We start from the raw sequence: 20,504 nt of genomic DNA, 5'->3' as shown, positions 1-20,504 counted from the left end.
TCAGCCGCCGACGTGAACGGAGCGGTAATTGCCGTCTTCCGGGTAGAAGCCGAGAAACTTCAGGCGTGTCTTGCCGGTTCGCACGCCGGGGTACAGAAAAATCGTCGGCACGTGAAACTTGCCCTGGAGCTGGCTTTCGATGGCGCCGATGCGCATAAACGGATGCAGTGCCTCAAGATCCGTTACCAACAGCAGCGCGTTCTGCTGGCCTTCGAGCGGCTGCAGGGCATCCTCCAGCCGCTTCAGCAGGCCGTTATCCGCCGTCAGGATGTCCGCCAGCGCCTTGTTGGTACGTGGCCAATCCAAGGGCGCTGACTTGTCCTCCATCACGCACAGCGACCAGAACGGGTCGTCTTTCAGTAGGGCCCAGATCTGTTCAGCGATGGAGAACGTGTGCACATCCCAGCCTTCCTGGTGCAGCTTGGCCACCCAAGCGGGCGTTTGCCGCTTCACCTCGAGGATTTGTTCTGGCGGGAAGACGAGGTAATAGATCGGTTCGAAGCTCGCATGACCGAGCTCACGCCCGTGGCGGATGCGCTCGCGCAACTCGTCGAAATCAGCTTTGAGTGAGGACATCGCAGAGCGCCTCCATGTCTTGTTGTTTCCAGCTGATGCGAATCACGTCGCCAGCAGCCTGGACGATGAGCAACCCCTTCAGCGAGAGCCGTTTGATTTCCTCCAGCACGTCTTCGCGCGCCAAGCCAAATAACTGCCAGTCTTCGTGAGTCAGCAGGGCGTTATCACCGACACAGGAAAAATGCAGTTCGTAGGCCAAGTACGCGGCCACGGCTGGCGAAATACGGAACGGCAGGATGCGACGGCTTGAGCGCAGTCCACGTTCGAGCATTCCGTAGTCGGCGCAGCATCCGGTCAGATAGGCGGAGACACGCCGTACAGTGGTTTCCGACCAGCGCTTGATGGTCTTGCCGTCATCAATGCCGCGCTCGACAAAGGTCCGCGCGTCTTCATTGGTGATCTGTGTGTATCCACCGGCGTATCGAGCCCAGTAAACATGGCGCACGAAGTCGCCAAGGATCGGGTTGGCCCGACTCGTAAAAACGAGCATGAGCTGCGTCAGGTCAGCCGTGGATATCGTTGCGGACAGCCGCTTGAGATGTGCTGCTGGTGCACCACCTGCCACGAGATAGCGTGGAGCGAAGCATTCGACGACGATGTTGCGAAGTCGGCGCGCGGTAACGGTGGGGAATCGACCCGATTCCAGTGCGACCTGATGCAACTGGTTCGCCGACATGCCAGGCGACCACAGGTCGAGCAGCGTCTTGGTTTCGTTGACGAGCCCAAGGCCTGCTTGCAACTGAGTCGTGTAGGGCGTGTTGTCGGCCACGATCACCCCACCAGATACGGATAAGTTTTGGCGTTCTGTGTGAACGCCGATAGATAGGCCGCAGCGATAGCCTTCAGTGTGTCGGTGGAATCGAGATCCTTGATGCCCCCGACCGCCGTTGGACCCACGCTGGAAGTGCCGCCCGTGGCAGCCAATCGCTTCAACGCATCAAGCGCAGCCTCTTTGCTTTGTGGCGCCTGGCTGGCGAGTTCTTCTCCCACGCTACTTTGCACGGTCGCGTGCAGGTCTTGCTCGACCTCTTCGGGCAACCGGAACAGGTGGTAGCTACCCACGCTCAAATGCTCGTCGTGCAATCGTCTGGCTGCTTCCAGCACACCGTGGTACTGAGCGAGGCGAGACGTTTTCGAGAAGACCGGCTCCAGGAAGAGCTTGTTTGATGCCTCATAGAACGCCGTTGGCCACCAGGCGTACTGAGCACGCTCGCCAAGGAAGCCGACAAGCATCCTCATCTGCAGCAATGTCGGTAGGTAGGATTCTTTCATCTCAATTCTCGTCATTCGTTTGTTCTACCGACGCGACCGGCGCCGGCAGTGGTAGCTATTGTTCAGTCACATTCCGCTCCTGCTCGGGCCGCATCCAAGGGTGCATACCCTGGTGCCAGCACGGCGTTCTTGACGCCGTACAAGGCCAAGTGGTCCTTCAGCCATAGTCTGTACTCCGGCCCACGAAGGCTGTGGTCTGCGGTGCAGTCGACGCTCCACTTGCGCAGGATGTAGCCGGCAGTCGCTGCCCGAAGCTTCATCTTCACCATGCCGCCAGTCATGCCGTAATCCATCTCCGCGATCTCGGGACGGGGTTGATTGGGGTGCGGCACCAACTCCAGTTCCACGATCCTGGTCCACTGGATGTCCTGATCACTCATCTCGTGGGGCGCCACTAGCTGCGCCTTAAGCGCCACCGGGCGCTTGATCCGAGTGATGACGAAATCCCGGAACTCCTGCGACTTTCGGTCGAATGCACGGACGTGCCAACGGAGGCCGTTGTCGATCAGCGCGAACGGGACGATCTCCCGTTCAGTGCGGCCACTGGAGATGGAGTGGTACTCGATGCCGAGCGGACACTCCTGGTGAATCGCACGGGTCACGCTCGCCAGCACATCCAGATCCGGATGCGTGAGCCGTGACGGGCTCTCGCTCATCACCCACGCCTTGAGCCGCATCGGCTCACCATCGCCAAAGCCCTGGGTCAGCCACGACAGCACCCGCTCTGGGGGAAAGTCGAATACGGGCCGGAAGTCCGGCCCCAAGACGTAGGACTTGCCCTTGGGGTCGTAGTCGATGTTGCCCGGGGCCAACTTCTTGTACAGCGCCAGATCCCTGGATGCGGCGGCGGACTGGATGCCAAACCGCGTGACCAAGTCCTGACGGCGTATCTCCCCGATGAAGCGCACGCGCAACTCCACAAACGCGAGCCGGTCGCGTTGTGGCTGGGTTAGATCTGCAAGCTGTTCGTTCGTCATCCGTGCGATACCGGGGAAAGATCACTCATCCGGGTCAGTAATTCCTTGTACGAACTCTAGGGGAAAGCCTGCGGTCTACCGGCAACCCCCGAACACTACCATCATGATCACACAAGGGCTGCATTTTAATAACCATCTCCGTTCGAGGCAGCCCATCCACCTGCAGATCTCTGCAGAGCGGCCATCAGGACGCTACGGCACCAAGATCACCACCATAACCAGCTGCTGCCGATGGCCCTCATCGCAACAGGGAGTCTTGAGCTTGTAGAAAAGTTGAAGCGATCGTACAGCACGCTTTGCAGCACAGATCCAACGCATCTGTGTGCCACATCGATATAAGTGCTTCGAGGGACCGCGTCCTGCCCGCTTGGCTCCTATGGCATCCAAACGCTCTGACCAGCAAGGCAGACGCGCCCCCGTCCAGATGGATCCAGCAGCAGCCAGCCCCCGATGGCATACCAGATGGCATACCAGCCAGGCCACAAATGAAAAAAGCCCTTGAAATTCAAGGGCTTAGTTCAAGTATCTGGCGGAGAGGGGGGGATTCGAACCCCCGAGGCGCTATAAACGCCTGCCTGATTTCGAGTCAGGTACATTCAACCACTCTGCCACCTCTCCGGGTGGTCCCCGGCGGACCGGGGACGCGCATCATACGAGGAAGTGAGGCCGACGACAAGTGATTCTGGCCAACGAAGTGTAAATTTCCTGGGCGCATGCCTTGCCGGATGCCTGCGGCCACCCGATGATGCCTGTCTCCCCCGGCAATACCCCGCCCTGCCTACCATGATCGAATTCGGACACCTCACCCACCCCGGCATGCGCCGCGAGCTCAACGAGGACACCTACTACGGTGACAGCGAGCTGGCCCTGTGGCTGGTGGCCGATGGCATGGGCGGGCATGCCTGCGGCGAAGTGGCCAGTGCACTGGCGCGCGAAACCATCGTGCGCGAGATCCGCCGCGGCGCACCGCTGGCACAGGCCATCCGCACTGCCGACGAAGAGATCATCCGTGCCTCGCGCCGGCGCAACGACACGTTGCCGATGGGTACCACCGTGGTCGCCGCGCGTGTGCAGGGCAACCGCTATGAAGTGGCCTGGGTCGGCGACAGCCGCGCCTACCTGTGGCGCGACGGCCAGCTGGCGCAGCTCAGCCAGGACCACAGCGTGGTGCAGGAACTGGTCGCGCAGGGCAACCTGACCGCCGAGCAGGCCCGCGCGCATCCGCACCGCAACGTGGTCACCCAGGCACTGGGCGTGACTGATCCGGCCCACCTGAACGTGGCCACCACCAGCGGTGAGCTGCGCCCGGGCATGCAGCTGCTGCTGTGCAGTGACGGTCTCACCGAGGAAGTGGATGACCGCGGCATCGCCCACACCCTGGCATTCGAAGATGCCAGCGCGCAGGAATGCGTGGATACGCTGGTCGCCGCCGCACTCGACGGCGGTGGCCGCGACAACATCAGCGTGATCCTGGTGCGCTGCCACTGAGCCTCGCGCATGAGCCGAGCATGGCTCGGCTCTACAGCAGATCCACGCCATGCGTGGATGATCAGGCGCTGGCGGGCTCTTCCACCTTCGGGCCATCCCACAGTGCGTGCCCGGCCTTCTTGCGCAGCCGCTCCAGTCGCGCGGTGTGCGCTTCCAGTTCCGACGGTGTAGCCACCACGCGCGGACGCGGCAGCAGCTTGCTGGTATCGAAAGCCTGCAACCCCGCGCCGGCGCCGCCGCCATCTTCATCGCCCAGGCCGAAGCCGATCTCTTCCTGGCCCGAGGTCAGCGCGATATAGACATCGCCCAGGATCTGCGCATCGAGCAGGCCACCGTGCAGCGCACGGTGCGAGTTGTCCACGCCCAGCCGCTTGCACAGCGCATCCAGCGAGTTGCGCTGGCCCGGGAAGCGCTCACGCGCCATCGCCAGGGTATCGATCACCGTACAGCGATCGGTGATCTTTCCGTACTGCGGCCCCAGCAGTGACAACTCGTTGTCGAGGAAGCCGAGGTCGAACGCCGCGTTGTGGATGATCAGCTCGGCGCCATCGATGAACGCCAGGAACTCATCGGCAATCTGCGCGAATTCAGGCTTGTCATCGAGGAACTCCAGGGTCAGGCCGGTGACTTCCTGCGCGCCCTGTTCGAACTCGCAGTCCGGCTTGATGTACTGGTGGTAGTTGTTGCCGGTCGGGCGGCGCTTGAACAGCTCCACGCAGCCGATTTCGACGATGCGGTTGCCCTTCTTCCACTCCAGGCCGGTGGTTTCGGTATCGAGGATGATCTGACGCATGGGCTCAGTTTACCGGGCTGGCGTCGCGGACCTGGATCGCCGCGTTGCGGGCCAGGGTATCCACCCGCTCATTGTCCGGGTCGCCGGAGTGCCCCTTCACCCAGCGCCAGTCGATCTGGTGCCGCAGCGTGGCCGCGTGCAGGCGCTCCCACAGCTCGCGGTTCTTCACCGGATCACCGCCGGCAGTCTTCCAGTTCTTGCGGATCCAGCCGGGCATCCACTGGGTCAGGCCCTGCCGCACGTACTGCGAGTCGGTGTAGAGCACGATGTTGCACGGCTCGGTCAGCGTCTCCAGCCCGGAAATGGCCGCCATCAGCTCCATCCGGTTGTTGGTGGTGTGCGCCTCACCGCCACTGAGCTCGCGCTCGTGGCCCTTGTAGCGCAGCAACGCGGCCCAGCCGCCGGGGCCGGGATTGCCGAGGCAGGATCCGTCGGTGTGGATTTCGATGGTTTTCAATACAGCTCCAGAATCAGGTAGCAACGGTGCCGTGCCAGCGCACCGGCAACGGTTTCGGCCCGGGCAGGGCCAGCGTGCGTTTTTCCGCATGGAACAGGCAGGCCGCGCGCAATGGCGCCCAGCCCCCCGCACGACGGCTGCCGGCACCGCGCCAGAGCGGGCCGAGGTAGCGCATATCGTCGCACTCCAGGCCATGGCGGCCGAGCAGCAGGCGGATCCGCTGCGGCGTACGCACCACCAGCCCATGCTGCCGCCAGTGCGTGCGGTACGGGCTGAACGGATTGAGGCTGCTCAGCCACAAATGCCCGCCCGGCATCAATACGCGCTCGCACTCGTCGAGCAGCTGGTCGGCATCGCCTGTGGTGACATGCTGCAGCACGATCGCATTGACGCTCTCGTTGGCCAGGGGCAAGGGCAGCCCGCAGCGGGTATCGCCGCCATAGCCCGGCCCCTGCCGGTACAGGCGCAGGCCGCGCCCACCCAGCTGCGCATCCTCCAGCCAGGCCGCACTCGGTGCGATCCACAACCAGGGTTGCGCGGGCAGCACCGACAGCTGCGGAAGCAGCAACTGCCGTTCCAGAACGCGCAGGGCCGCCGCCGGCTCACTGTCGAACCACGGGGTCTGGCTCGCTTGACGGGTGCTCTGCAGCGCGGGCATGGTCCAATTCTATGCGACTGACTGCCCTGCCCGCATTTGCGGATAACTACATCTGGACGCTGATCGACGACGAGGGTGCCGCCGTGGTCGTTGACCCCGGCGACGCCGCGCCGGTGCTCGCGCTGGCCGATCAGGGCCTGCGCGTGGATACGATCCTGCTCACCCACCACCACGACGACCACATCGGTGGCGTGCCTGCCCTGAAAGCACGTTTTCCCGATGCGCGGGTGATCGCGCCGGTCGAAGAGCGCATTCCCACGGCGACCGAGCGGGTCGGCGAAGGTGAACGCGTTCAGGCACTGGGCCGGACGTTCCACGTACTATCCGTGCCCGGGCATACCCGCAGCCACATCGCGTTTCACACTGCTGAACATCTTTTCAGTGGAGATTCTTTGTTCAGCCTGGGCTGTGGACGTCTGTTCGAAGGTACGCCGTCCCAGCTGCTGGCATCGATGCGCAAGCTGGGTACCTTGCCCGCGCAACTGCTGCTTTGTTGCGCCCACGAGTACACCGTGTCAAATGCCGTCTTCGCGCGGCATGTCGACCCCGCCAACGCTGCCCTGTGGCAGCGCCAAGAGGAGGCTTTGGCCATGCGCCGCGATGACCGTTCCACCCTGCCGGTAACCCTGGCCAACGAGTTCGACTGCAATCCCTTCCTGCGTGTGCACGCGGCGCCCATCCGTGCGTCGGTGTCGGCACACCTGGGCCGTGACGTCGTTGACGACGTCGACGTGATGGCCGGTCTCCGGCATTGGAAAGACGGCTTCCGCGCATGATGCGCCGAAGTCTGCCGCTGGCCCTGGGCCTTGCCCTGGGGCTGGCCGGAACCGCGGGCGCACAGTCGCTGGGCGCCGGCATCAGCCAGAACCTGACCGCTGCCGCGGCCCTGCCACTGGATCCGTCCTCGCTGCCAGCGGCCTCGGTGCGCAACGGCCAGGAGATCTTCACCAGCTTCCGCGACGGCCTGGCCGAACCCAGCTGCGACGCCGAGGCCACCAGCCCGCGCTGGCAGAAGCAGTTCGCCCACGCCCCCTCGCGCCTGGCCAACCAGGATGACGATGCGCTGGTGCTGTTCGGCTACGTGGTCGAAGAGCTGCGCAAGGCCGACCTGCCCACCGAGTTCGCGCTGATTCCTTTCGTGGAAAGCGGCTACCGGCCCAATGCCCGCAACGGCAGCGGCCCGACCGGGCTGTGGCAGTTCATCGCCACCACCGCGCGCAACCACCGCGTGCCGATGACCAATGGCTATGACGGCCGCCTGTCGGCGGTCGATTCGACCCAGGCCGCAGTGCGCTACCTGAAGACCCTGCACGGCATGTTCGGCGGCGACTGGCGCTTGGCCACCATGGCCTACAACGCCGGCGAGTACCGCGTGCTGCAGTCCATGCGCAAGGCTGGCATGAACGCGCAGAACGCCAAGCCTTCGGCGTTGCCCGGCCTGTCGCCGGTCACCCATGCCTACGTCGAGAAGCTGCATGCCCTGGCGTGCGTGCTGGAAGACGTGGAAGACCAGCCTGGCGTGATGGCCTCGCTGGACCGCACCGTGCCGGTGCTGAAGGACCACACGCTGCCTGCGGGCACCAGCGTGCAGCAGTGGGCCGCACAGCGCGCCCTGGACCCGGCCAGGATCGCCCGCCTCAACCCGGCCCTGGCCTCCGGTGGCCGCCCCTCGGGCACCACCCGCGTGCTGGCACCGGTCTCGGCCGCAAATGCGACGGTAACGGAGGCAGCGACCACGCTGGTCGCCAGCGCCGCACCGGTGGCGGCCGCTGTACCCGCGCCGCAGGCCAGCAGGACCGTCGCCGCGATCGCCGACCGTCCGCGCAGTCGCCGCCACACCGTGCGTGATGGCGAGTCGGCCTGGACCATCGCCCGCCGCTACGGCATGCCGGTGAAGGCCCTGCTGTCGCTGAACGGCCTGAGCGGCAGCAGCGTGCTGAAGCCTGGCGCGGTACTGCGCGTGGAGGACTGACGCGCAGGCCAAGCGCCTCCCCATGTAGCCGAGCCCATGCTCGGCTTTTTTCTTGCCTGCGACGTGTCGGGGTTCATGACAAGCCGAGCGTAGGCTCGGCTCTACAGTTCAATTTCCAGCATCGCTCCCAATAAAAAAGGCCCGGCATTGCCGGGCCTTTCTCGTCCTGTCCACCGCGAGGCTTACAGGTTCGCTTCGGTGGTCTGGATCACGAACTTCTTGCGCATCGCCTCGACGTAGGCCTTGGCCGCAGCCATGCCATCGATCTGGCTCAGCTGGTCCTTCAGCTGCTTCTGCTGCTCGGCGGTCACTTCCTTCACGTCGCCCGGGTTCACCTTGTTCACCGCGAACAGCAGCGCGTGGCCGTTGACGTCGACCTTGCCGTAGCTCGGCTTGCCCTCGGCCGGCACCGGCGCGCTGAAGATCGCGCGGTTGATTTCCGGGGTCGGCACCGGCTGGCTGCGCGGCAGGCCCGGCATCGGGCTCAGCTGCAGCTTCTCGCTGGCCGCCAGCGACTGCAGGGTGGCGCCCGCCTTCAGCTTGGCCAGCACGGCATCGGCTGCCTTGTCGCTGGCCTGGCGCTGGCGGTCGGCACGGATCGCGGCGATCACCTGCTTGCGGGCCTTGTCCAGCGGCATGGCCTGTTCCGGGGTGTGCGCGGCCACGCGGATGACCACGCTGTGGTTGGTCGCGCCGCCCAGAGCGATCGGGTCGCTGGCGGTCCCGTCCTGCACCAGCACGTCGGAGAACGCGGCACGCAGCACGGCCGGGTCGGCGGCGATGCCACTGGCGGTGGCGCGGGTGATCGGGCCCAGGGTCTGCAGCGGCAGGTTCACTTCCTTGGCCGCAGCAGCCAGATCGCTCGGGCTCTTGTTGATGGCGTCGACCAGACGGCCGGCCAGTTCGTTGAAGCCGCGCTCGCCATCGGCCTTCAGCTGCTCGGCAGCCAGCGTGTCACGCACTTCCTCGAAGGACTTGCCCTGGCCACCACGGACCGCGGCAACCTTGATGATGTGATAGCCGAATTCGGTCTTGACCGGACCAATCACGTCACCGGCCTTGGCGGCGAACAGCGCATCTTCAAACGGCTTGACCATCGCGCCGCGTTCGACCCAACCCAGGTCCCCCCCCTGCCCCTTCGAACCCGGGTCTTCCGAGTTGGCCTTGGCCAGTGCAGCGAAGTCGGCGCCGGCGGCCTTGGCTTCGGCGGCAATCTTGTTCGCCTTGGCTTCGGCACCGTCGCCGGTGATCAGGATATGCGAGGCCTGGCGCCGCTCCGGCGTGGTGAACTTCGCCTTCTCGTCTTCATAGCGCTTGCGCAGGGTGGCTTCATCGGCTGCGGTCGGTGCCGGCAGGTTCGCGCCATTGATCTCGACGTACTCCAGCGAGACGCTCTCGGCCTGGCGGAAGTCCTTGCCGTGGCTGTCGTACCACTGCTTGATCTGCGCATCGGTCACCGGCGCGGTATCGGCCGGCACTTCCGGCAGCGCGGCCAGTTCGACGTCGCGGGTTTCGCCCAGCAGCTTCAGCAGGCGCTCGGTCTCGGACTGGGTAACGAAGCCGGAGTTCTGCAGGCCCGACGGAATCACCGACTGCTGCAGGCTCTCACGCACCAGTTCCTGGAACTGGGTCGGGGTACGCGGCGGATTGCCACCGGCCAGCGCCAGGCGGTAGTTGTTCTCGTTGAACTTGCCGTTCGAATCGAGGAAGGCCGGGATGGTGGCGATGTACTCGCGCACCGCGCCATCGCCGATCACCACGCCGGCCTGCTCGCCGACCAGGCGCACGACCTGCTCGTCGATCAGCTGGTCGAGCACGGCCAGCTTGTTCTGGGTGCTCTCGAACGCGCGCGGGTCGAAGTTCTCGCCCTGCTGCTGGCGCTCACGCATGCGCTCCTGCTCGAAGCGGGTGCGGAAATCCTGCGCGCTGATCTCATGGTGCTGCCACAGCATGCGCACCGGCCACCACGACGGTGCCGAACGCCACCAGGTCGGGGGCGCGGAAACCTTGGCCACGTTCTGTGCGCCAACGCCACCCAGGTAGCTGTTGTCGATCACGAACAGGAACGGAATCATCAGCAGCCCCAGGATCACGGTGACGATCCAGCCTGAGGTCTTGTCGCGGAGTTTCTGCAGCATGGTGAGGAATCACAAGGCCTGATTGGCGAGCCCGGCAGTGTAACCCGCTTCGCCGCAGGGACCAAAAGCAGCACCGGCGTGGCCTGCGCACCGCTTCGCGACGACACAAAGAAAAAGCCCCCGGCTTGCGCCGAGGGCTTTTAAAGTTGGCGGAGCGGACGGGACTCGAACCCGCGACCTCCGGCGTGACAGGCCAGCATTCTAACCAGCTGAACTACCGCTCCGCGCTGAAACTTTGCAGGCGCCCAGTATATCCGAAGACTTCCTGGAAACCCAGCCCGATGAACACTTTTTTCAAAGTTTTTTCACAGGGACTTAAGAATTCTGCAATGGCGGAGCGGACGGGACTCGAACCCGCGACCTCCGGCGTGACAGGCCAGCATTCTAACCAGCTGAACTACCGCTCCGTTCTTGCAAAAACCTTTTCGCCTTCTTCCCGAACCTTCCGGGGAGAAGACAAGGCCCCCGGCTTCAGGCCGGGGGCCTCGATGTAGTGGCGGAGCGGACGGGACTCGAACCCGCGACCTCCGGCGTGACAGGCCAGCATTCTAACCAGCTGAACTACCGCTCCGCATTGTTGCTTTTTTTGCTTTCCAACCAGCCTGGACCGGGAAGAAAACAAAGCCTCCAGCTTTTGGCCGGAGGCCTCGTTGAATGGCGGAGCGGACGGGACTCGAACCCGCGACCTCCGGCGTGACAGGCCAGCATTCTAACCAGCTGAACTACCGCTCCACACTCAAACTTTTACCGCGGTGCTGTGGTGGGTGCTGAGGGTTTCGAACCCCCGACCCTCTCCGTGTAAAGGAGACGCTCTACCGCTGAGCTAAGCACCCCAGCGAGCCGCTTAGTTTACAGCATCCTTCAGGGCCTTACCAGCCTTGAACGACGGATTCTTCGAAGCAGCGATCTTGATGGTGTCGCCGGTCTTCGGGTTGCGGCCGGTGCGTGCAGCACGGTCGCGGACCTGGAAGGTACCGAAGCCAACCAGGGTGACCGCATCGCCGTCCTTCAGCGCCTTGGTGACGGCAGCAACGACGGCATCGACAGCGCGGCTGGACTCGGCCTTGGTCAGGTCGGCAGCTTCAGCAACGGCATCGATCAATTCGGTCTTGTTCATTCTCTACAACTCCTTTGGCGGTGGGTTCCGCTTATTCGACAGGGAAGCAACCGCATGCCTTCTGCATGCGGCCGCCATGTGGAAACGGTTCGCCGATTCAGTCATCGCTGACAGCGATCACTCATTCGCGAGTGCTGCTTTTATACCAGTGGCCCTACCCCCACGCAAGCTGGAAAGCCAGCAACGACGCGGGTTTCGGGCCATTGGACAGCGCGCATCAATGCTTGACGCGCGCGCTTCCACTCGGTTTGGCCTTGCTGCGCACCGTGACACGCTGCGCACTCTTGCGCGCCCTCTTCGGTGCCAACGGACGCTCCAGCGCCAGGTCCAGGACTTCTTCGATGTACTTCACCGGCACGATCTTCAGATCGCGGGTGACGTTGGCCGGAATGTCGGCCAGGTCCTTACGGTTCTCTTCCGGGATGATGACCGTGCGGATGCCACCACGCAGTGCCGCCAGCAGCTTTTCCTTCAGGCCACCGATCGCGGTGACGCGACCACGCAGGGTGATCTCGCCGGTCATCGCAACATCGGCACGCACCGGCACCTTGGTCAGCATCGACACCAGCGAGGTCACCATCGCCGCGCCGGCACTTGGGCCGTCCTTCGGCGTGGCACCATCCGGCACGTGCAGGTGCACGTCATGCTTCTGCAGGAAGTCGCTGTCGATGCCGAAGCCGACCGCGCGCGAACGCACCACCGACAGTGCCGCCGACGCCGATTCCTTCATCACGTTGCCGAGCTGGCCGGTCAGGATCAGCTGGCCCTTGCCCGGCACCAGCGTCGATTCGATCTGCAGCAGATCGCCGCCGACCTCGGTCCAGGCCAGGCCGGTGACCAGGCCGATCTCGTTCTCTTCCTCGGCACGGCCGAAGTCGAAGCGACGCACGCCCAGGTACTTGTCCAGGTTCTTGCTGGACACGCTCACCAGCGCCTTCTTCTTCGCACCCTTCTTCGCCTTCGCCGCCGGCTGCGGGCCGGCCAGCGCGATCTCCTTCACCACCTTGCGGCAGATCTTGGCGATCTCGCGTTCCAGGTTGCGCACGCCCGATTCGCGCGTGTAGTAGCGCACGATGTCCTGGATGGCATCGCTGCCGATCTCCAGCTCTTCCGGCTGCAGGCCGTTGGCCTTGATCTGCTTGGGCACCAGATAACGGGTGGCGATGTTGAGCTTCTCATCCTCGGTGTAGCCGGGGATGCGGATCACTTCCATGCGGTCCAGCAGCGGGCCCGGAATGTTGAGCGAGTTCGAGGTGGCCACGAACATCACTTCGGACAGGTCCAGGTCCACTTCCAGGTAGTGGTCGTTGAAGGCGTTGTTCTGTTCCGGGTCGAGCACTTCCAGCAGCGCCGAGGACGGATCGCCACGGAAGTCCATCGACATCTTGTCGATCTCGTCGAGCACGAACAGCGGGTTCTTGCTGCCGACCTTGTTGAGGTTCTGCACGATGCGGCCCGGCATCGAACCGACGTAGGTACGACGGTGACCACGGATCTCCGCCTCGTCGCGCACGCCGCCCAGCGACATGCGCACGAACTTGCGGTTGGTGGCCTTGGCGATGGACTGGCCCAGCGAGGTCTTGCCCACGCCCGGCGGCCCGACCAGGCACAGGATCGGGCCCTTCATCTGCTTCACGCGCGACTGCACCGCCAGGTATTCAAGGATGCGTTCCTTGACCTTCTCCAGGCCGTAGTGATCGGCGTCCAGGGTGTCCTGCGCGGCCTTGAGGTCCTTGCGCACCTTGCTGCGCTTCTTCCACGGCACGCCCAGCAACCACTCCAGGTAGTTGCGCACGACGGCCGCTTCGGCGGACATCGGCGACATCTGCTTGAGCTTGTTCAGTTCGTTGCGTGCCTTGGCTTCAACGGCCTTCGGCATGCCGGCTTCGGCGATCTTGCGGGCCAGCTCTTCCAGCTCGCCCGGTGCGTCGTCCAGGTCACCCAGTTCCTTCTGGATGGCCTTCATCTGTTCGTTGAGGTAGTACTCGCGCTGGCTCTTCTCCATCTGCGACTTCACGCGGCCGCGGATGCGCTTCTCCATCTGCTGCACGTCGATCTCGCCGTCGACCAGGCCGACCAGCATCTCCAGGCGGTCGCCCACGGCCAGCGTTTCCAGCAGCCGCTGCTTGTCGGCCAGGCGCACGCTGATGTGCGCGGCGATGGTGTCGGCCAGGCGCGCGGGCTCATCGATGCCCGACAGCGTCTGCAGCAGTTCCGGCGGCAGCTTGCGGTTGGTCTTGACGTACTGCTCGAACAACGACATCAGCGAGCGTGCGATCGCCTCGACCTCGCGCGCTTCGCGCTCGTCGGTGGCGTCGATCTCCACGGCCTGGCCGTGCAGCGAGCCGTTGCGCTCGTCGACGTGGGTGACCTGCACGCGCGACAGGCCTTCGACCAGCACCTTGATGGTGCCGTCGGGCAGCTTCAGCAGCTGCAGCACCTGCGCCAGCGTACCGACCTGGTAGAGGTCGGCCGCATGCGGGTCGTCGGTCTCGGCCGACTTCTGCGCCAGCAGCAGGATGCGCTTGTCCGATTCCATTGCCTGTTCGAGCGCGTGCATGGACTTGTCACGGCCGACGAACAGCGGGATGACCATGTGCGGGAACACCACTACGTCGCGCAGCGGCAGGACCGGCAGGTCGAGGGTTTCACTTGGGGAACGGGCCATGGGGGCTCCAGGGAAGGGGAAAACCGCCTCCGGGAGGGCATCTTCCGGAGACAAAAAAAGCCGATGGCCCCGTTATGGGGCCATCGGCTTTCAGATGCAAGGCATTCCTTGAAAATCCTTTCCAATCAACAACCTGGAAGGATCACTCGGCGCCTGCGGCCTTCTGTTCAGGGGCCGCCGGGGTCTGGTAGATCAGGTACGGCTCGGACTTGTGCTCGATCACCGACTCGTCCACCACCACCTTGCTGACGTTTTCCTGCGACGGCAGGTCGTACATGGTGTCCAGCAGGACCGATTCGACGATGGTGCGCAGGCCACGGGCACCGGTCTTGCGCTTGAGCGCCTTGCGGGCAATGGCCGACAACGCGTCCGGGCGGAACTCCAGCTCGACGTTCTCCATCTCGAACAGCTTCTTGAACTGCTTGGTGATGGCGTTCTTCGGCTCGGTCAGGATCTTGATCAGGGCCGGCTCGTCCAGCTCCTCCAGGGTCGCCACCACCGGCAGGCGACCGACGAACTCGGGGATCAGGCCGAACTTGATCAGGTCTTCCGGCTCGACTTCGGCCAGCACCTTGCCCACTTCCTGCTTGCGCTCGCTGCTCTTCACCTTGGCGCCGAAGCCGATGCTGCCGACGTCGGTGGAACGGGCCTGGATCACCTTGTCCAGCCCGGCGAACGCGCCGCCGCAGATGAACAGGATGTTCTTGGTGTCCACCTGCAGGAATTCCTGCTGCGGATGCTTGCGGCCGCCCTGCGGCGGAACGCTGGCCACGGTGCCTTCGATCAGCTTCAGCAGGGCCTGCTGCACGCCTTCGCCGGACACATCGCGGGTGATCGACGGGTTCTCGCTCTTGCGCGAGATCTTGTCGATTTCATCGATGTAGACGATGCCCTGCTGCGCCTTCTCGACGTCGTAGTCGCACTTCTGCAGCAGCTTCTGGATGATGTTCTCCACATCCTCGCCCACGTAACCGGCTTCGGTCAGCGTGGTGGCGTCGGCCATGGTGAACGGCACGTTGAGCAGGCGGGCCAGGGTCTCGGCCAGCAGGGTCTTGCCCGAACCGGTCGGGCCGACCAGCAGGATGTTCGACTTCGCCAGTTCGACGTCGTCGTTCTTCTGCCGGCTCTCGATGCGCTTGTAGTGGTTGTACACGGCCACGGCGAGGGTGCGCTTGGCGCGGTTCTGGCCGATCACGTACTGGTCGAGCACCTCGAGGATCTCGCGCGGCTTCGGCAGCGAACTGCGCGCCGACTGCGCCTTTTCCTCAAGCTCCTCGCGGATGATGTCGTTGCACAGCTCCACGCACTCATCGCAGATGAACACGCTCGGACCCGCAATCAGCTTGCGCACTTCATGCTGGCTCTTGCCGCAGAAAGAGCAGTAGAGGATCTTGCCGGTGTCCGTGGAACGACCTTGGCGGTCTTCGCTCATGCTTCGCTTACCCAGTTACCCCACCCGCTGAACGGGGGTTCGATTCGAGAATAGCACAGGGCCGAGGGGACACCAGTCCCGCCCGACCCTGCAGGAACGGGGCCTCCATGGCCCCGTGAAGGCCGGTCAGCCGGCCTGGATCGACTCATCCGGACGACGCTCCAGGACCTGGTCGACCAGACCGTAGGCCTGCGCCTCGAAGGCGCTCTTGAAGTTGTCGCGCTCGGTATCGCGGGCGATCGTCTCCAGCGACTGGCCGGTGTGCTTGGCCAGCACCTCGTTCAGGCGCGAACGCAGGGTCAGGATCTCACGCGCGTGGATGTCGATGTCGGTGGCCTGGCCCTGGTAGCCGCCCAGCGGCTGGTGGATCATCACGCGCGAGTTCGGCAGCGCATAGCGCTTGCCGGCTTCACCCGCGGCCAGCAGCAGGGCGCCCATCGAGGCGGCCTGGCCGATGCAGGTGGTGCTCACATTCGGCTTGATGTACTGCATGGTGTCGTAGATCGCCATGCCGGCGGTGACCACGCCACCCGGCGAGTTGATGTAGATGTTGATGTCCTTTTCCGGGTTTTCCGATTCCAGGAACAGCAACTGCGCCACCACCACGTTGGCCATGTGATCGTCGATCGGGCCCACGAGGAAGATCAGGCGCTCCTTCAACAGGCGCGAATAGATGTCGTAGGCACGCTCGCCGCGGCTGGTCTGCTCGACCACCATCGGAACCAGGTTCAGGGCTTTGGTTCGGTTGTCCATTACGTGAGGTACCTATCTTGGGGGGCTACAACCCCGCGCCGGCAAAGGCGCGGGGCATCCGGTGATCCGCCCGGGCTTACTGGCGGATCGCGTCCTGGAACGACAGCTTCTCTTCGGTGTGCTGGGCACGCTCGGCGATCCAGTCGATCACCTGCTCTTCCATCACACGGTTCTGCAGGCCAGACATCAGCTGGGGGTCGTTGCGGTACATCTCAATGACCTGGTCCGGCTCTTCGTAGGTCGAAGCGATCAGACGCATCGTTTCGTTCAGGCGCTTGGCTTCCAGGCGCAGGTCGTTGATGCGGGCCACTTCACCGACCAGCAGGCCGACCAGCACGCGCTTGGCGGCGGCGTCCTTGAAGCCTTCGTGGGCGTCGGCCGGGATCTCGCCGACGTTCTGGCCGTTGCGGCGGATCTGCTCGACCTGCTGGGCCAGCATGGCGCGGGCTTCGTTCTCGACCAGGCGCGGCGGCATTTCCACCGAGGAATAGGCGGCGATCAGCTGCTCGCCCACTTCGCGGCGCAGGCGGTTCATCAGGGCGCCCTTCAGCTCGCGCTCCAGGTTGGCGCGGATGTCGCTGCGGAACTGCTCCACATCGCCACCCTTCACGCCGAAGCTCTTGATGAAGGCTTCGTCGACCGCCGGCACGACCGGCTCGGAGACTTCGGCAACCTTGACGGTGACCTGCACGGTCTTGCCGGCCAGCACCGGCACGCGCCAGTCAGCCGGGAACTCGACGTCCAGGGTCTTCTCTTCACCCTTGGCCAGGCCGACCAGGCCCTTTTCGATGGTTTCGAACATCATGCCCTGGCCGAGCACGATCGAACCCTTCTCGGTGCCTTCGGCCGGCAGGCGCTCTTCGCCGGCCTGCGACCAGGTTTCCACCGCGACCAGGTCACCGTCCTGCGCGCCACGGCTGACCGGGGCCCAGGTACGACGCTGGTTCTGCAGGTTCTCGATCATCTGGTCGATGTCGGCGTCGGTGATCTCGGCGCTGTGGCGCACCACGGTCAGCTTGCTGACGTCGATGTCGCCGAAGTCCGGCACCACTTCCACGGTGGCCACGAAGGAGAACTCACCCTCGTCGCCCTTGTCGATGCGCGGGCTGCCGACGATGCGCAGGTCGTGCTCGCGCACGGCCGCGTCGAAGGTTTCGCGCAGCAGGCCGTCCAGCGCCTCGCCACGGACCTGCGCGCCGAAGCGCTGCTCGATCACCTTGGCCGGCACCTTGCCCGGGCGGAAGCCCTTGATGCGGGTGGTACGGGCGATTTCGCCCAGGCGGCCGACGATGTGGCTCTGCAGACGCTCTTCCGGCAGCGAGAAGCTCAGGCGGCGTTCCAGATTGCCGGTGGATTCGATCGAAGCTTGCATGTTGACTCCTGCCACCGGTGGCCTACGCCCCCGGCTCGATGATTGGGATGAAACGGTTGTAAGGACACGGCGTCTGGGACGCGCCTGCTTGCCGCAGCCCTTTAGTTTCGCCCAATTTGGCCTGCACTGCCAGCGCGTGCCGGTCAAGGGGTGCAGCGGGCCCGATCTGGGCGGGGAGACAGGCCGGCACTGGTGCGAAAGGGGGGACTCGAACCCCCACGCCTTGCGGCACTGGAACCTAAATCCAGGGCGTCTACCAATTCCGCCACTTTCGCGTGGCCGGCACAGGCCTTCATTGTCGCAGGCGGGGGCCGGAAGCGAAAGGTCTGCACAAAGCTGAATCTGCTGTCCCGGACGACCGGCAGCCGCCCGGGACGGCCCTGGATCAGGGTTTCAGGGGTGCGGCGGGCGCTGCGTCAGCCCCCTGCCCGTCCGCTGCGTCCACGTTGCGGATCTCGATGCCACCGCCATCGGTCCGGCGCAGCTGCACCGCTTCGGGCTGGGTCACGCCTTCAGTCGGCGCCGCCGGCTGCATCTCCATCGCCTCACCGACAGGAGGTGCGGGAACATGCTGCGCATCGGCATCGCGCTGCACGGTCTGCGCCGGGTCGCCCGGCGGGCTGCAGGCAGCGAGCGCCACCAGCGCGAGCGGAACCATCGCCCATGAAACGCGTCGGTTGATATCGGCCATCAGATTCTCCTTCATGCATGCGCCATCGGCGCGGAAGAACCATTGGGTGCGATGCAGGACACGAAGCGGTGAGAAGCAGCGCACAGCATTGAAAACACTGATGACGCGTATGACCCCGGTTTCATCACCGCTTCAGTAGATCCACGCCATGCGTAGATGCGGCCTCCGCCTTCTCCACCCATGGCGTGGATCTACCGGCTTAGCGACTTGGCGCACTCAGCCAGGCCACAGGCAAGAAAAAAGCCACTTGGCTGACCAAGTGGCTTTCGTCTGGTGGGCTGTCAAGGATTCGAACCTTGGACCTATTGATTAAGAGTCAACTGCTCTACCAACTGAGCTAACAGCCCGAAATCGGGGCGCGAATTATGACCCGATCCGCTCGGTGGGTGCAAGCACTTTTTTCAACATCGTTGAAACCAGCGCTGCGGTCCCGCTGCCGCTGCAGCGGCCCCGCCAGGCGGAGCGCTTCAGCGCGTGATCCATCGAAATGATGGGGTCACACTTATAAGAAAAAAGCCACCTGGCGTACCAGGTGGCTTCCGTCTTGGTGGGCCGTCAAGGATTCGAACCTTGGACCTATTGATTAAGAGTCAACTGCTCTACCAACTGAGCTAACGGCCCGTGAAACTCAGACGCACATTGTAGCGTGCGTTCTGTTTATTGCAATACCGTTTCGGCAGCGCCGATGCGGTTGAATCAGTGGGGTGGCTGAGGGGATTCGAACCCCCGACCACCGGAATCACAATCCGGTACTCTAACCAACTGAGCTACAGCCACCACTGAAACTTTCGCCCCACCGCCGCTACTGCCGACGCGGGAGCTTCAAACCTTTGCCTGGAGACTGTCACCGAAGTTCCGGTCCGCCGAAGCGAGTCCGATATTCTGGTGGAGTCTTTACGCTTTTGCAAGCACTTCTTCACATCCGTCGATGCGATCCCAGTGCCTCGCCAATGGCGCGCCCGACAGGAATCGAACCTGTAACCGCCGGCTTAGAAGGCCGGTGCTCTATCCAGTTGAGCTACGGGCGCCCGAACCGGAACGGCGTCCAATCCGACGTGATGTGGGATTGGTCGGGGTAGAGGGATTCGAACCCCCGACATCCTGCTCCCAAAGCAGGCGCGCTACCAGACTGCGCTATACCCCGGTCTTGCAATCCCCTCGGGCCAGGCCCGGGGAGCTGGTCATTGTGGCCAAGCGCATCATGAACTGTCAACGCGGCGATCCGGACCCGACGCGTGGCACGGCGCCACGCGCAGCCATCGGCTATGCTCCCGGTCATCGGCCGGATGGCCGTCCAGCCCCTCATTCGCACGGAGAACACGCATGCGCAGCGGCAACCCGGCTCTTTCCGAGTCGACCTTCCTCGACCTCGCCAGTGGCTCGGTGGTGACCAGCCCCGACCAGGTCATGACCCTCAACGGCACCGCCAACAAGACCGGCATCCTGCTGCTGCTGACCGTGCTGACCGCGGCGTTCGCCTGGAGCCAGTCGGTCGATGAGTACGGCCAGATTTCCGGCAGCGCGAGCCTGTACGCCATCGGCGGTGCAATCGGCGGCCTGGTGCTGGCGCTGATCACCATCTTCAAGAAGGAATGGTCGCCGGTCACCGCACCGATGTACGCGCTGGTCGAAGGCCTGTTCCTGGGCGCCGTCTCGGCCCTGTTCAACATGAAGTACCCGGGCATCGTATTCCAGGCCGTGCTGCTGACCTTCGGCACCCTGGCCGCGCTGCTGTTCGCGTACCGCAGCGGCATGATCAAGGCCACCGAGAACTTCAAGATGGGCGTGGTCGCCGCCACCGGCGGCATCGCCCTGCTCTACCTGGCCTCGTTCGTGCTCGGCTTCTTCAACATCGATGTGCCGGTGATCCACGACTCCAGCTGGTTGGGCATTGCTTTCAGCCTGTTCGTGGTGGTCGTCGCCGCGCTGAACCTGGTGCTGGATTTCGACTTCATCGAAACCGGCGTGGCCCAGCGCGCGCCGAAGTACATGGAGTGGTATGGCGCATTCGGCCTGATGGTGACCCTGGTCTGGCTGTATGTGGAGTTCCTGCGCCTGCTGTCGAAGATCCAGCAGCGCTGAGCCCCATCAGGTCGTAAACGACAAGCCGTGGTCCGAGAGGGCCACGGCTTCTTTTTTG

General features: G+C 64.1%; 18 protein-coding genes and 12 tRNA genes. 4 read left to right on the top strand and 26 right to left on the bottom strand.

The features are described 5' to 3' along the window. The 5 genes from AASM09_RS04600 to AASM09_RS04580 all read right to left on the bottom strand — a co-directional run bounded on the left by AASM09_RS04600 (position 1) and on the right by AASM09_RS04580 (position 3,443). Positions 1 to 576, bottom strand: coding sequence for a BREX protein BrxB domain-containing protein (locus AASM09_RS04600; RefSeq protein WP_004146420.1), 576 nt, complete (start codon positions 574 to 576; stop codon positions 1 to 3). After that, entirely contained in the window at positions 557 to 1,345 is a 789-nt protein-coding gene (locus tag AASM09_RS04595; RefSeq protein ID WP_004146418.1) for a DUF1819 family protein, read from the bottom strand. The genes AASM09_RS04600 and AASM09_RS04595 overlap by 20 nt, the downstream gene beginning before the upstream one ends. A gap of 2 nt (positions 1,346 to 1,347) precedes the next feature. Continuing rightward, the gene (locus tag AASM09_RS04590; protein WP_032968954.1) at positions 1,348 to 1,848 is read right to left on the bottom strand and encodes a BrxE family protein; all 501 of its coding nucleotides are present in this window, start codon (positions 1,846 to 1,848) and stop codon (positions 1,348 to 1,350) included. Between the two features lie 62 nt (positions 1,849 to 1,910). Then, a complete protein-coding gene (locus AASM09_RS04585; RefSeq protein ID WP_329765479.1) occupies positions 1,911 to 2,825 on the bottom strand; it encodes a helix-turn-helix transcriptional regulator in 915 nt (304 codons plus the stop codon). Between the two features lie 527 nt (positions 2,826 to 3,352). Beyond that, positions 3,353 to 3,443 (bottom strand) — tRNA-Ser (locus AASM09_RS04580). 165 nt (positions 3,444 to 3,608) lie between these two features. Here AASM09_RS04580 and AASM09_RS04575 point away from each other — a divergent pair. After that, the gene (locus AASM09_RS04575) at positions 3,609 to 4,313 is read left to right on the top strand and encodes a PP2C family protein-serine/threonine phosphatase (RefSeq protein WP_049430225.1); all 705 of its coding nucleotides are present in this window, start codon (positions 3,609 to 3,611) and stop codon (positions 4,311 to 4,313) included. A 61-nt stretch (positions 4,314 to 4,374) separates the two neighbouring features. On the opposite strand, the gene dnaQ is transcribed toward AASM09_RS04575, so the two are convergent. From dnaQ to AASM09_RS04560, 3 genes are read right to left on the bottom strand one after another with little or no spacing between them, the layout of a single operon-like run. After that, positions 4,375 to 5,106 carry a DNA polymerase III subunit epsilon gene (dnaQ, locus tag AASM09_RS04570; RefSeq protein ID WP_049430227.1) on the bottom strand — a complete coding sequence of 244 codons (732 nt, stop codon included), beginning with the start codon at positions 5,104 to 5,106 and terminating at the stop codon, positions 4,375 to 4,377. Between the two features lie 4 nt (positions 5,107 to 5,110). After that, positions 5,111 to 5,563 (bottom strand): ribonuclease HI, encoded by a 453-nt coding sequence (gene rnhA, locus AASM09_RS04565; RefSeq protein WP_049430229.1) that lies wholly within the window; start codon positions 5,561 to 5,563, stop codon positions 5,111 to 5,113. Positions 5,564 to 5,576: 13 nt separating this feature from the next. Then, positions 5,577 to 6,221 (bottom strand): hypothetical protein, encoded by a 645-nt coding sequence (locus AASM09_RS04560; protein WP_049430230.1) that lies wholly within the window; start codon positions 6,219 to 6,221, stop codon positions 5,577 to 5,579. 11 nt (positions 6,222 to 6,232) lie between these two features. On the opposite strand from AASM09_RS04560, the gene gloB reads away from it, so the two are divergent. Continuing rightward, a complete protein-coding gene (gloB, locus tag AASM09_RS04555) occupies positions 6,233 to 6,997 on the top strand; it encodes a hydroxyacylglutathione hydrolase (RefSeq protein ID WP_049430232.1) in 765 nt (254 codons plus the stop codon). Further along, complete coding sequence (locus AASM09_RS04550; protein WP_049430235.1) at positions 6,994 to 8,193, top strand: lytic transglycosylase domain-containing protein; 1,200 nt, start codon at positions 6,994 to 6,996, stop codon at positions 8,191 to 8,193. The genes gloB and AASM09_RS04550 overlap by 4 nt, the downstream gene beginning before the upstream one ends. 182 nt (positions 8,194 to 8,375) lie before the next feature. On the opposite strand, the gene AASM09_RS04545 is transcribed toward AASM09_RS04550, so the two are convergent. The 18 genes from AASM09_RS04545 to AASM09_RS04460 form a co-directional block, all read right to left on the bottom strand. Further along, positions 8,376 to 10,331, bottom strand: a complete 1,956-nt coding sequence (locus AASM09_RS04545; protein ID WP_049430236.1) for a peptidyl-prolyl cis-trans isomerase — start codon at positions 10,329 to 10,331, stop codon at positions 8,376 to 8,378. 147 nt (positions 10,332 to 10,478) lie between these two features. After that, a tRNA-Asp gene (locus AASM09_RS04540) sits at positions 10,479 to 10,555 on the bottom strand. A 106-nt stretch (positions 10,556 to 10,661) separates the two neighbouring features. Continuing rightward, positions 10,662 to 10,738 (bottom strand) — tRNA-Asp (locus AASM09_RS04535). Positions 10,739 to 10,825: 87 nt separating this feature from the next. After that, a tRNA-Asp gene (locus AASM09_RS04530) sits at positions 10,826 to 10,902 on the bottom strand. An 84-nt stretch (positions 10,903 to 10,986) separates the two neighbouring features. Then, positions 10,987 to 11,063: transfer RNA gene (locus tag AASM09_RS04525), tRNA-Asp, on the bottom strand. Between the two features lie 26 nt (positions 11,064 to 11,089). Further along, a tRNA-Val gene (locus AASM09_RS04520) sits at positions 11,090 to 11,164 on the bottom strand. A gap of 11 nt (positions 11,165 to 11,175) precedes the next feature. Then, positions 11,176 to 11,448, bottom strand: a complete 273-nt coding sequence (locus AASM09_RS04515; RefSeq protein ID WP_004146343.1) for an HU family DNA-binding protein — start codon at positions 11,446 to 11,448, stop codon at positions 11,176 to 11,178. A 217-nt stretch (positions 11,449 to 11,665) separates the two neighbouring features. Then, positions 11,666 to 14,116, bottom strand: a complete 2,451-nt coding sequence (gene lon / locus AASM09_RS04510; protein ID WP_049426655.1) for an endopeptidase La — start codon at positions 14,114 to 14,116, stop codon at positions 11,666 to 11,668. Positions 14,117 to 14,258: 142 nt separating this feature from the next. Continuing rightward, the gene (gene clpX, locus AASM09_RS04505; protein WP_004154600.1) at positions 14,259 to 15,548 is read right to left on the bottom strand and encodes an ATP-dependent Clp protease ATP-binding subunit ClpX; all 1,290 of its coding nucleotides are present in this window, start codon (positions 15,546 to 15,548) and stop codon (positions 14,259 to 14,261) included. A 126-nt stretch (positions 15,549 to 15,674) separates the two neighbouring features. After that, positions 15,675 to 16,301 carry an ATP-dependent Clp endopeptidase proteolytic subunit ClpP gene (clpP, locus tag AASM09_RS04500; protein WP_004146318.1) on the bottom strand — a complete coding sequence of 209 codons (627 nt, stop codon included), beginning with the start codon at positions 16,299 to 16,301 and terminating at the stop codon, positions 15,675 to 15,677. A gap of 76 nt (positions 16,302 to 16,377) precedes the next feature. Then, complete coding sequence (tig, locus tag AASM09_RS04495) at positions 16,378 to 17,673, bottom strand: trigger factor (RefSeq protein WP_049426654.1); 1,296 nt, start codon at positions 17,671 to 17,673, stop codon at positions 16,378 to 16,380. Between the two features lie 190 nt (positions 17,674 to 17,863). Further along, positions 17,864 to 17,948 (bottom strand) — tRNA-Leu (locus AASM09_RS04490). Positions 17,949 to 18,058: 110 nt separating this feature from the next. Further along, positions 18,059 to 18,364: a hypothetical protein gene (locus tag AASM09_RS04485; protein ID WP_049426653.1), complete on the bottom strand. Its 306-nt coding sequence runs from the start codon at positions 18,362 to 18,364 to the stop codon at positions 18,059 to 18,061. A gap of 271 nt (positions 18,365 to 18,635) precedes the next feature. After that, a tRNA-Lys gene (locus AASM09_RS04480) sits at positions 18,636 to 18,711 on the bottom strand. Between the two features lie 198 nt (positions 18,712 to 18,909). Next, positions 18,910 to 18,985, bottom strand: a tRNA-Lys gene (locus AASM09_RS04475). Between the two features lie 79 nt (positions 18,986 to 19,064). Beyond that, a tRNA-His gene (locus AASM09_RS04470) sits at positions 19,065 to 19,141 on the bottom strand. Positions 19,142 to 19,315: 174 nt separating this feature from the next. Continuing rightward, positions 19,316 to 19,392 (bottom strand) — tRNA-Arg (locus tag AASM09_RS04465). Positions 19,393 to 19,431: 39 nt separating this feature from the next. Further along, positions 19,432 to 19,508 (bottom strand) — tRNA-Pro (locus AASM09_RS04460). 179 nt (positions 19,509 to 19,687) lie between these two features. Here AASM09_RS04460 and AASM09_RS04455 point away from each other — a divergent pair. Then, positions 19,688 to 20,446 carry a Bax inhibitor-1/YccA family protein gene (locus tag AASM09_RS04455; RefSeq protein WP_049431150.1) on the top strand — a complete coding sequence of 253 codons (759 nt, stop codon included), beginning with the start codon at positions 19,688 to 19,690 and terminating at the stop codon, positions 20,444 to 20,446. Positions 20,447 to 20,504: the final 58 nt, after the last annotated feature.

Source organism: Stenotrophomonas maltophilia, assembly GCF_039555535.1.
Lineage (GTDB): Bacteria > Pseudomonadota > Gammaproteobacteria > Xanthomonadales > Xanthomonadaceae > Stenotrophomonas > Stenotrophomonas maltophilia_Q.
The sequence above is the reverse complement of the archived record's forward strand: the minus strand, read 5'-3'. Positions and strand labels throughout refer to the sequence as shown.

Coding starts and splice junctions, on each gene's coding strand:
- AASM09_RS04600 (WP_004146420.1), bottom strand. CDS start 576: ATGTCCTCACTCAAAGCTGATTTCGACGAGTTGCGCGAGCGCATCCGC.
- AASM09_RS04590 (WP_032968954.1), bottom strand. CDS start 1,848: ATGAAAGAATCCTACCTACCGACATTGCTGCAGATGAGGATGCTTGTC.
- AASM09_RS04585 (WP_329765479.1), bottom strand. CDS start 2,825: ATGACGAACGAACAGCTTGCAGATCTAACCCAGCCACAACGCGACCGG.
- AASM09_RS04575 (WP_049430225.1), top strand. CDS start 3,609: ATGATCGAATTCGGACACCTCACCCACCCCGGCATGCGCCGCGAGCTC.
- dnaQ (WP_049430227.1), bottom strand. CDS start 5,106: ATGCGTCAGATCATCCTCGATACCGAAACCACCGGCCTGGAGTGGAAG.
- AASM09_RS04560 (WP_049430230.1), bottom strand. CDS start 6,221: ATGCCCGCGCTGCAGAGCACCCGTCAAGCGAGCCAGACCCCGTGGTTC.
- gloB (WP_049430232.1), top strand. CDS start 6,233: ATGCGACTGACTGCCCTGCCCGCATTTGCGGATAACTACATCTGGACG.
- AASM09_RS04550 (WP_049430235.1), top strand. CDS start 6,994: ATGATGCGCCGAAGTCTGCCGCTGGCCCTGGGCCTTGCCCTGGGGCTG.
- AASM09_RS04545 (WP_049430236.1), bottom strand. CDS start 10,331: ATGCTGCAGAAACTCCGCGACAAGACCTCAGGCTGGATCGTCACCGTG.
- AASM09_RS04515 (WP_004146343.1), bottom strand. CDS start 11,448: ATGAACAAGACCGAATTGATCGATGCCGTTGCTGAAGCTGCCGACCTG.
- lon (WP_049426655.1), bottom strand. CDS start 14,116: ATGGCCCGTTCCCCAAGTGAAACCCTCGACCTGCCGGTCCTGCCGCTG.
- clpX (WP_004154600.1), bottom strand. CDS start 15,548: ATGAGCGAAGACCGCCAAGGTCGTTCCACGGACACCGGCAAGATCCTC.
- clpP (WP_004146318.1), bottom strand. CDS start 16,301: ATGGACAACCGAACCAAAGCCCTGAACCTGGTTCCGATGGTGGTCGAG.
- tig (WP_049426654.1), bottom strand. CDS start 17,673: ATGCAAGCTTCGATCGAATCCACCGGCAATCTGGAACGCCGCCTGAGC.
- AASM09_RS04485 (WP_049426653.1), bottom strand. CDS start 18,364: ATGGCCGATATCAACCGACGCGTTTCATGGGCGATGGTTCCGCTCGCG.
- AASM09_RS04455 (WP_049431150.1), top strand. CDS start 19,688: ATGCGCAGCGGCAACCCGGCTCTTTCCGAGTCGACCTTCCTCGACCTC.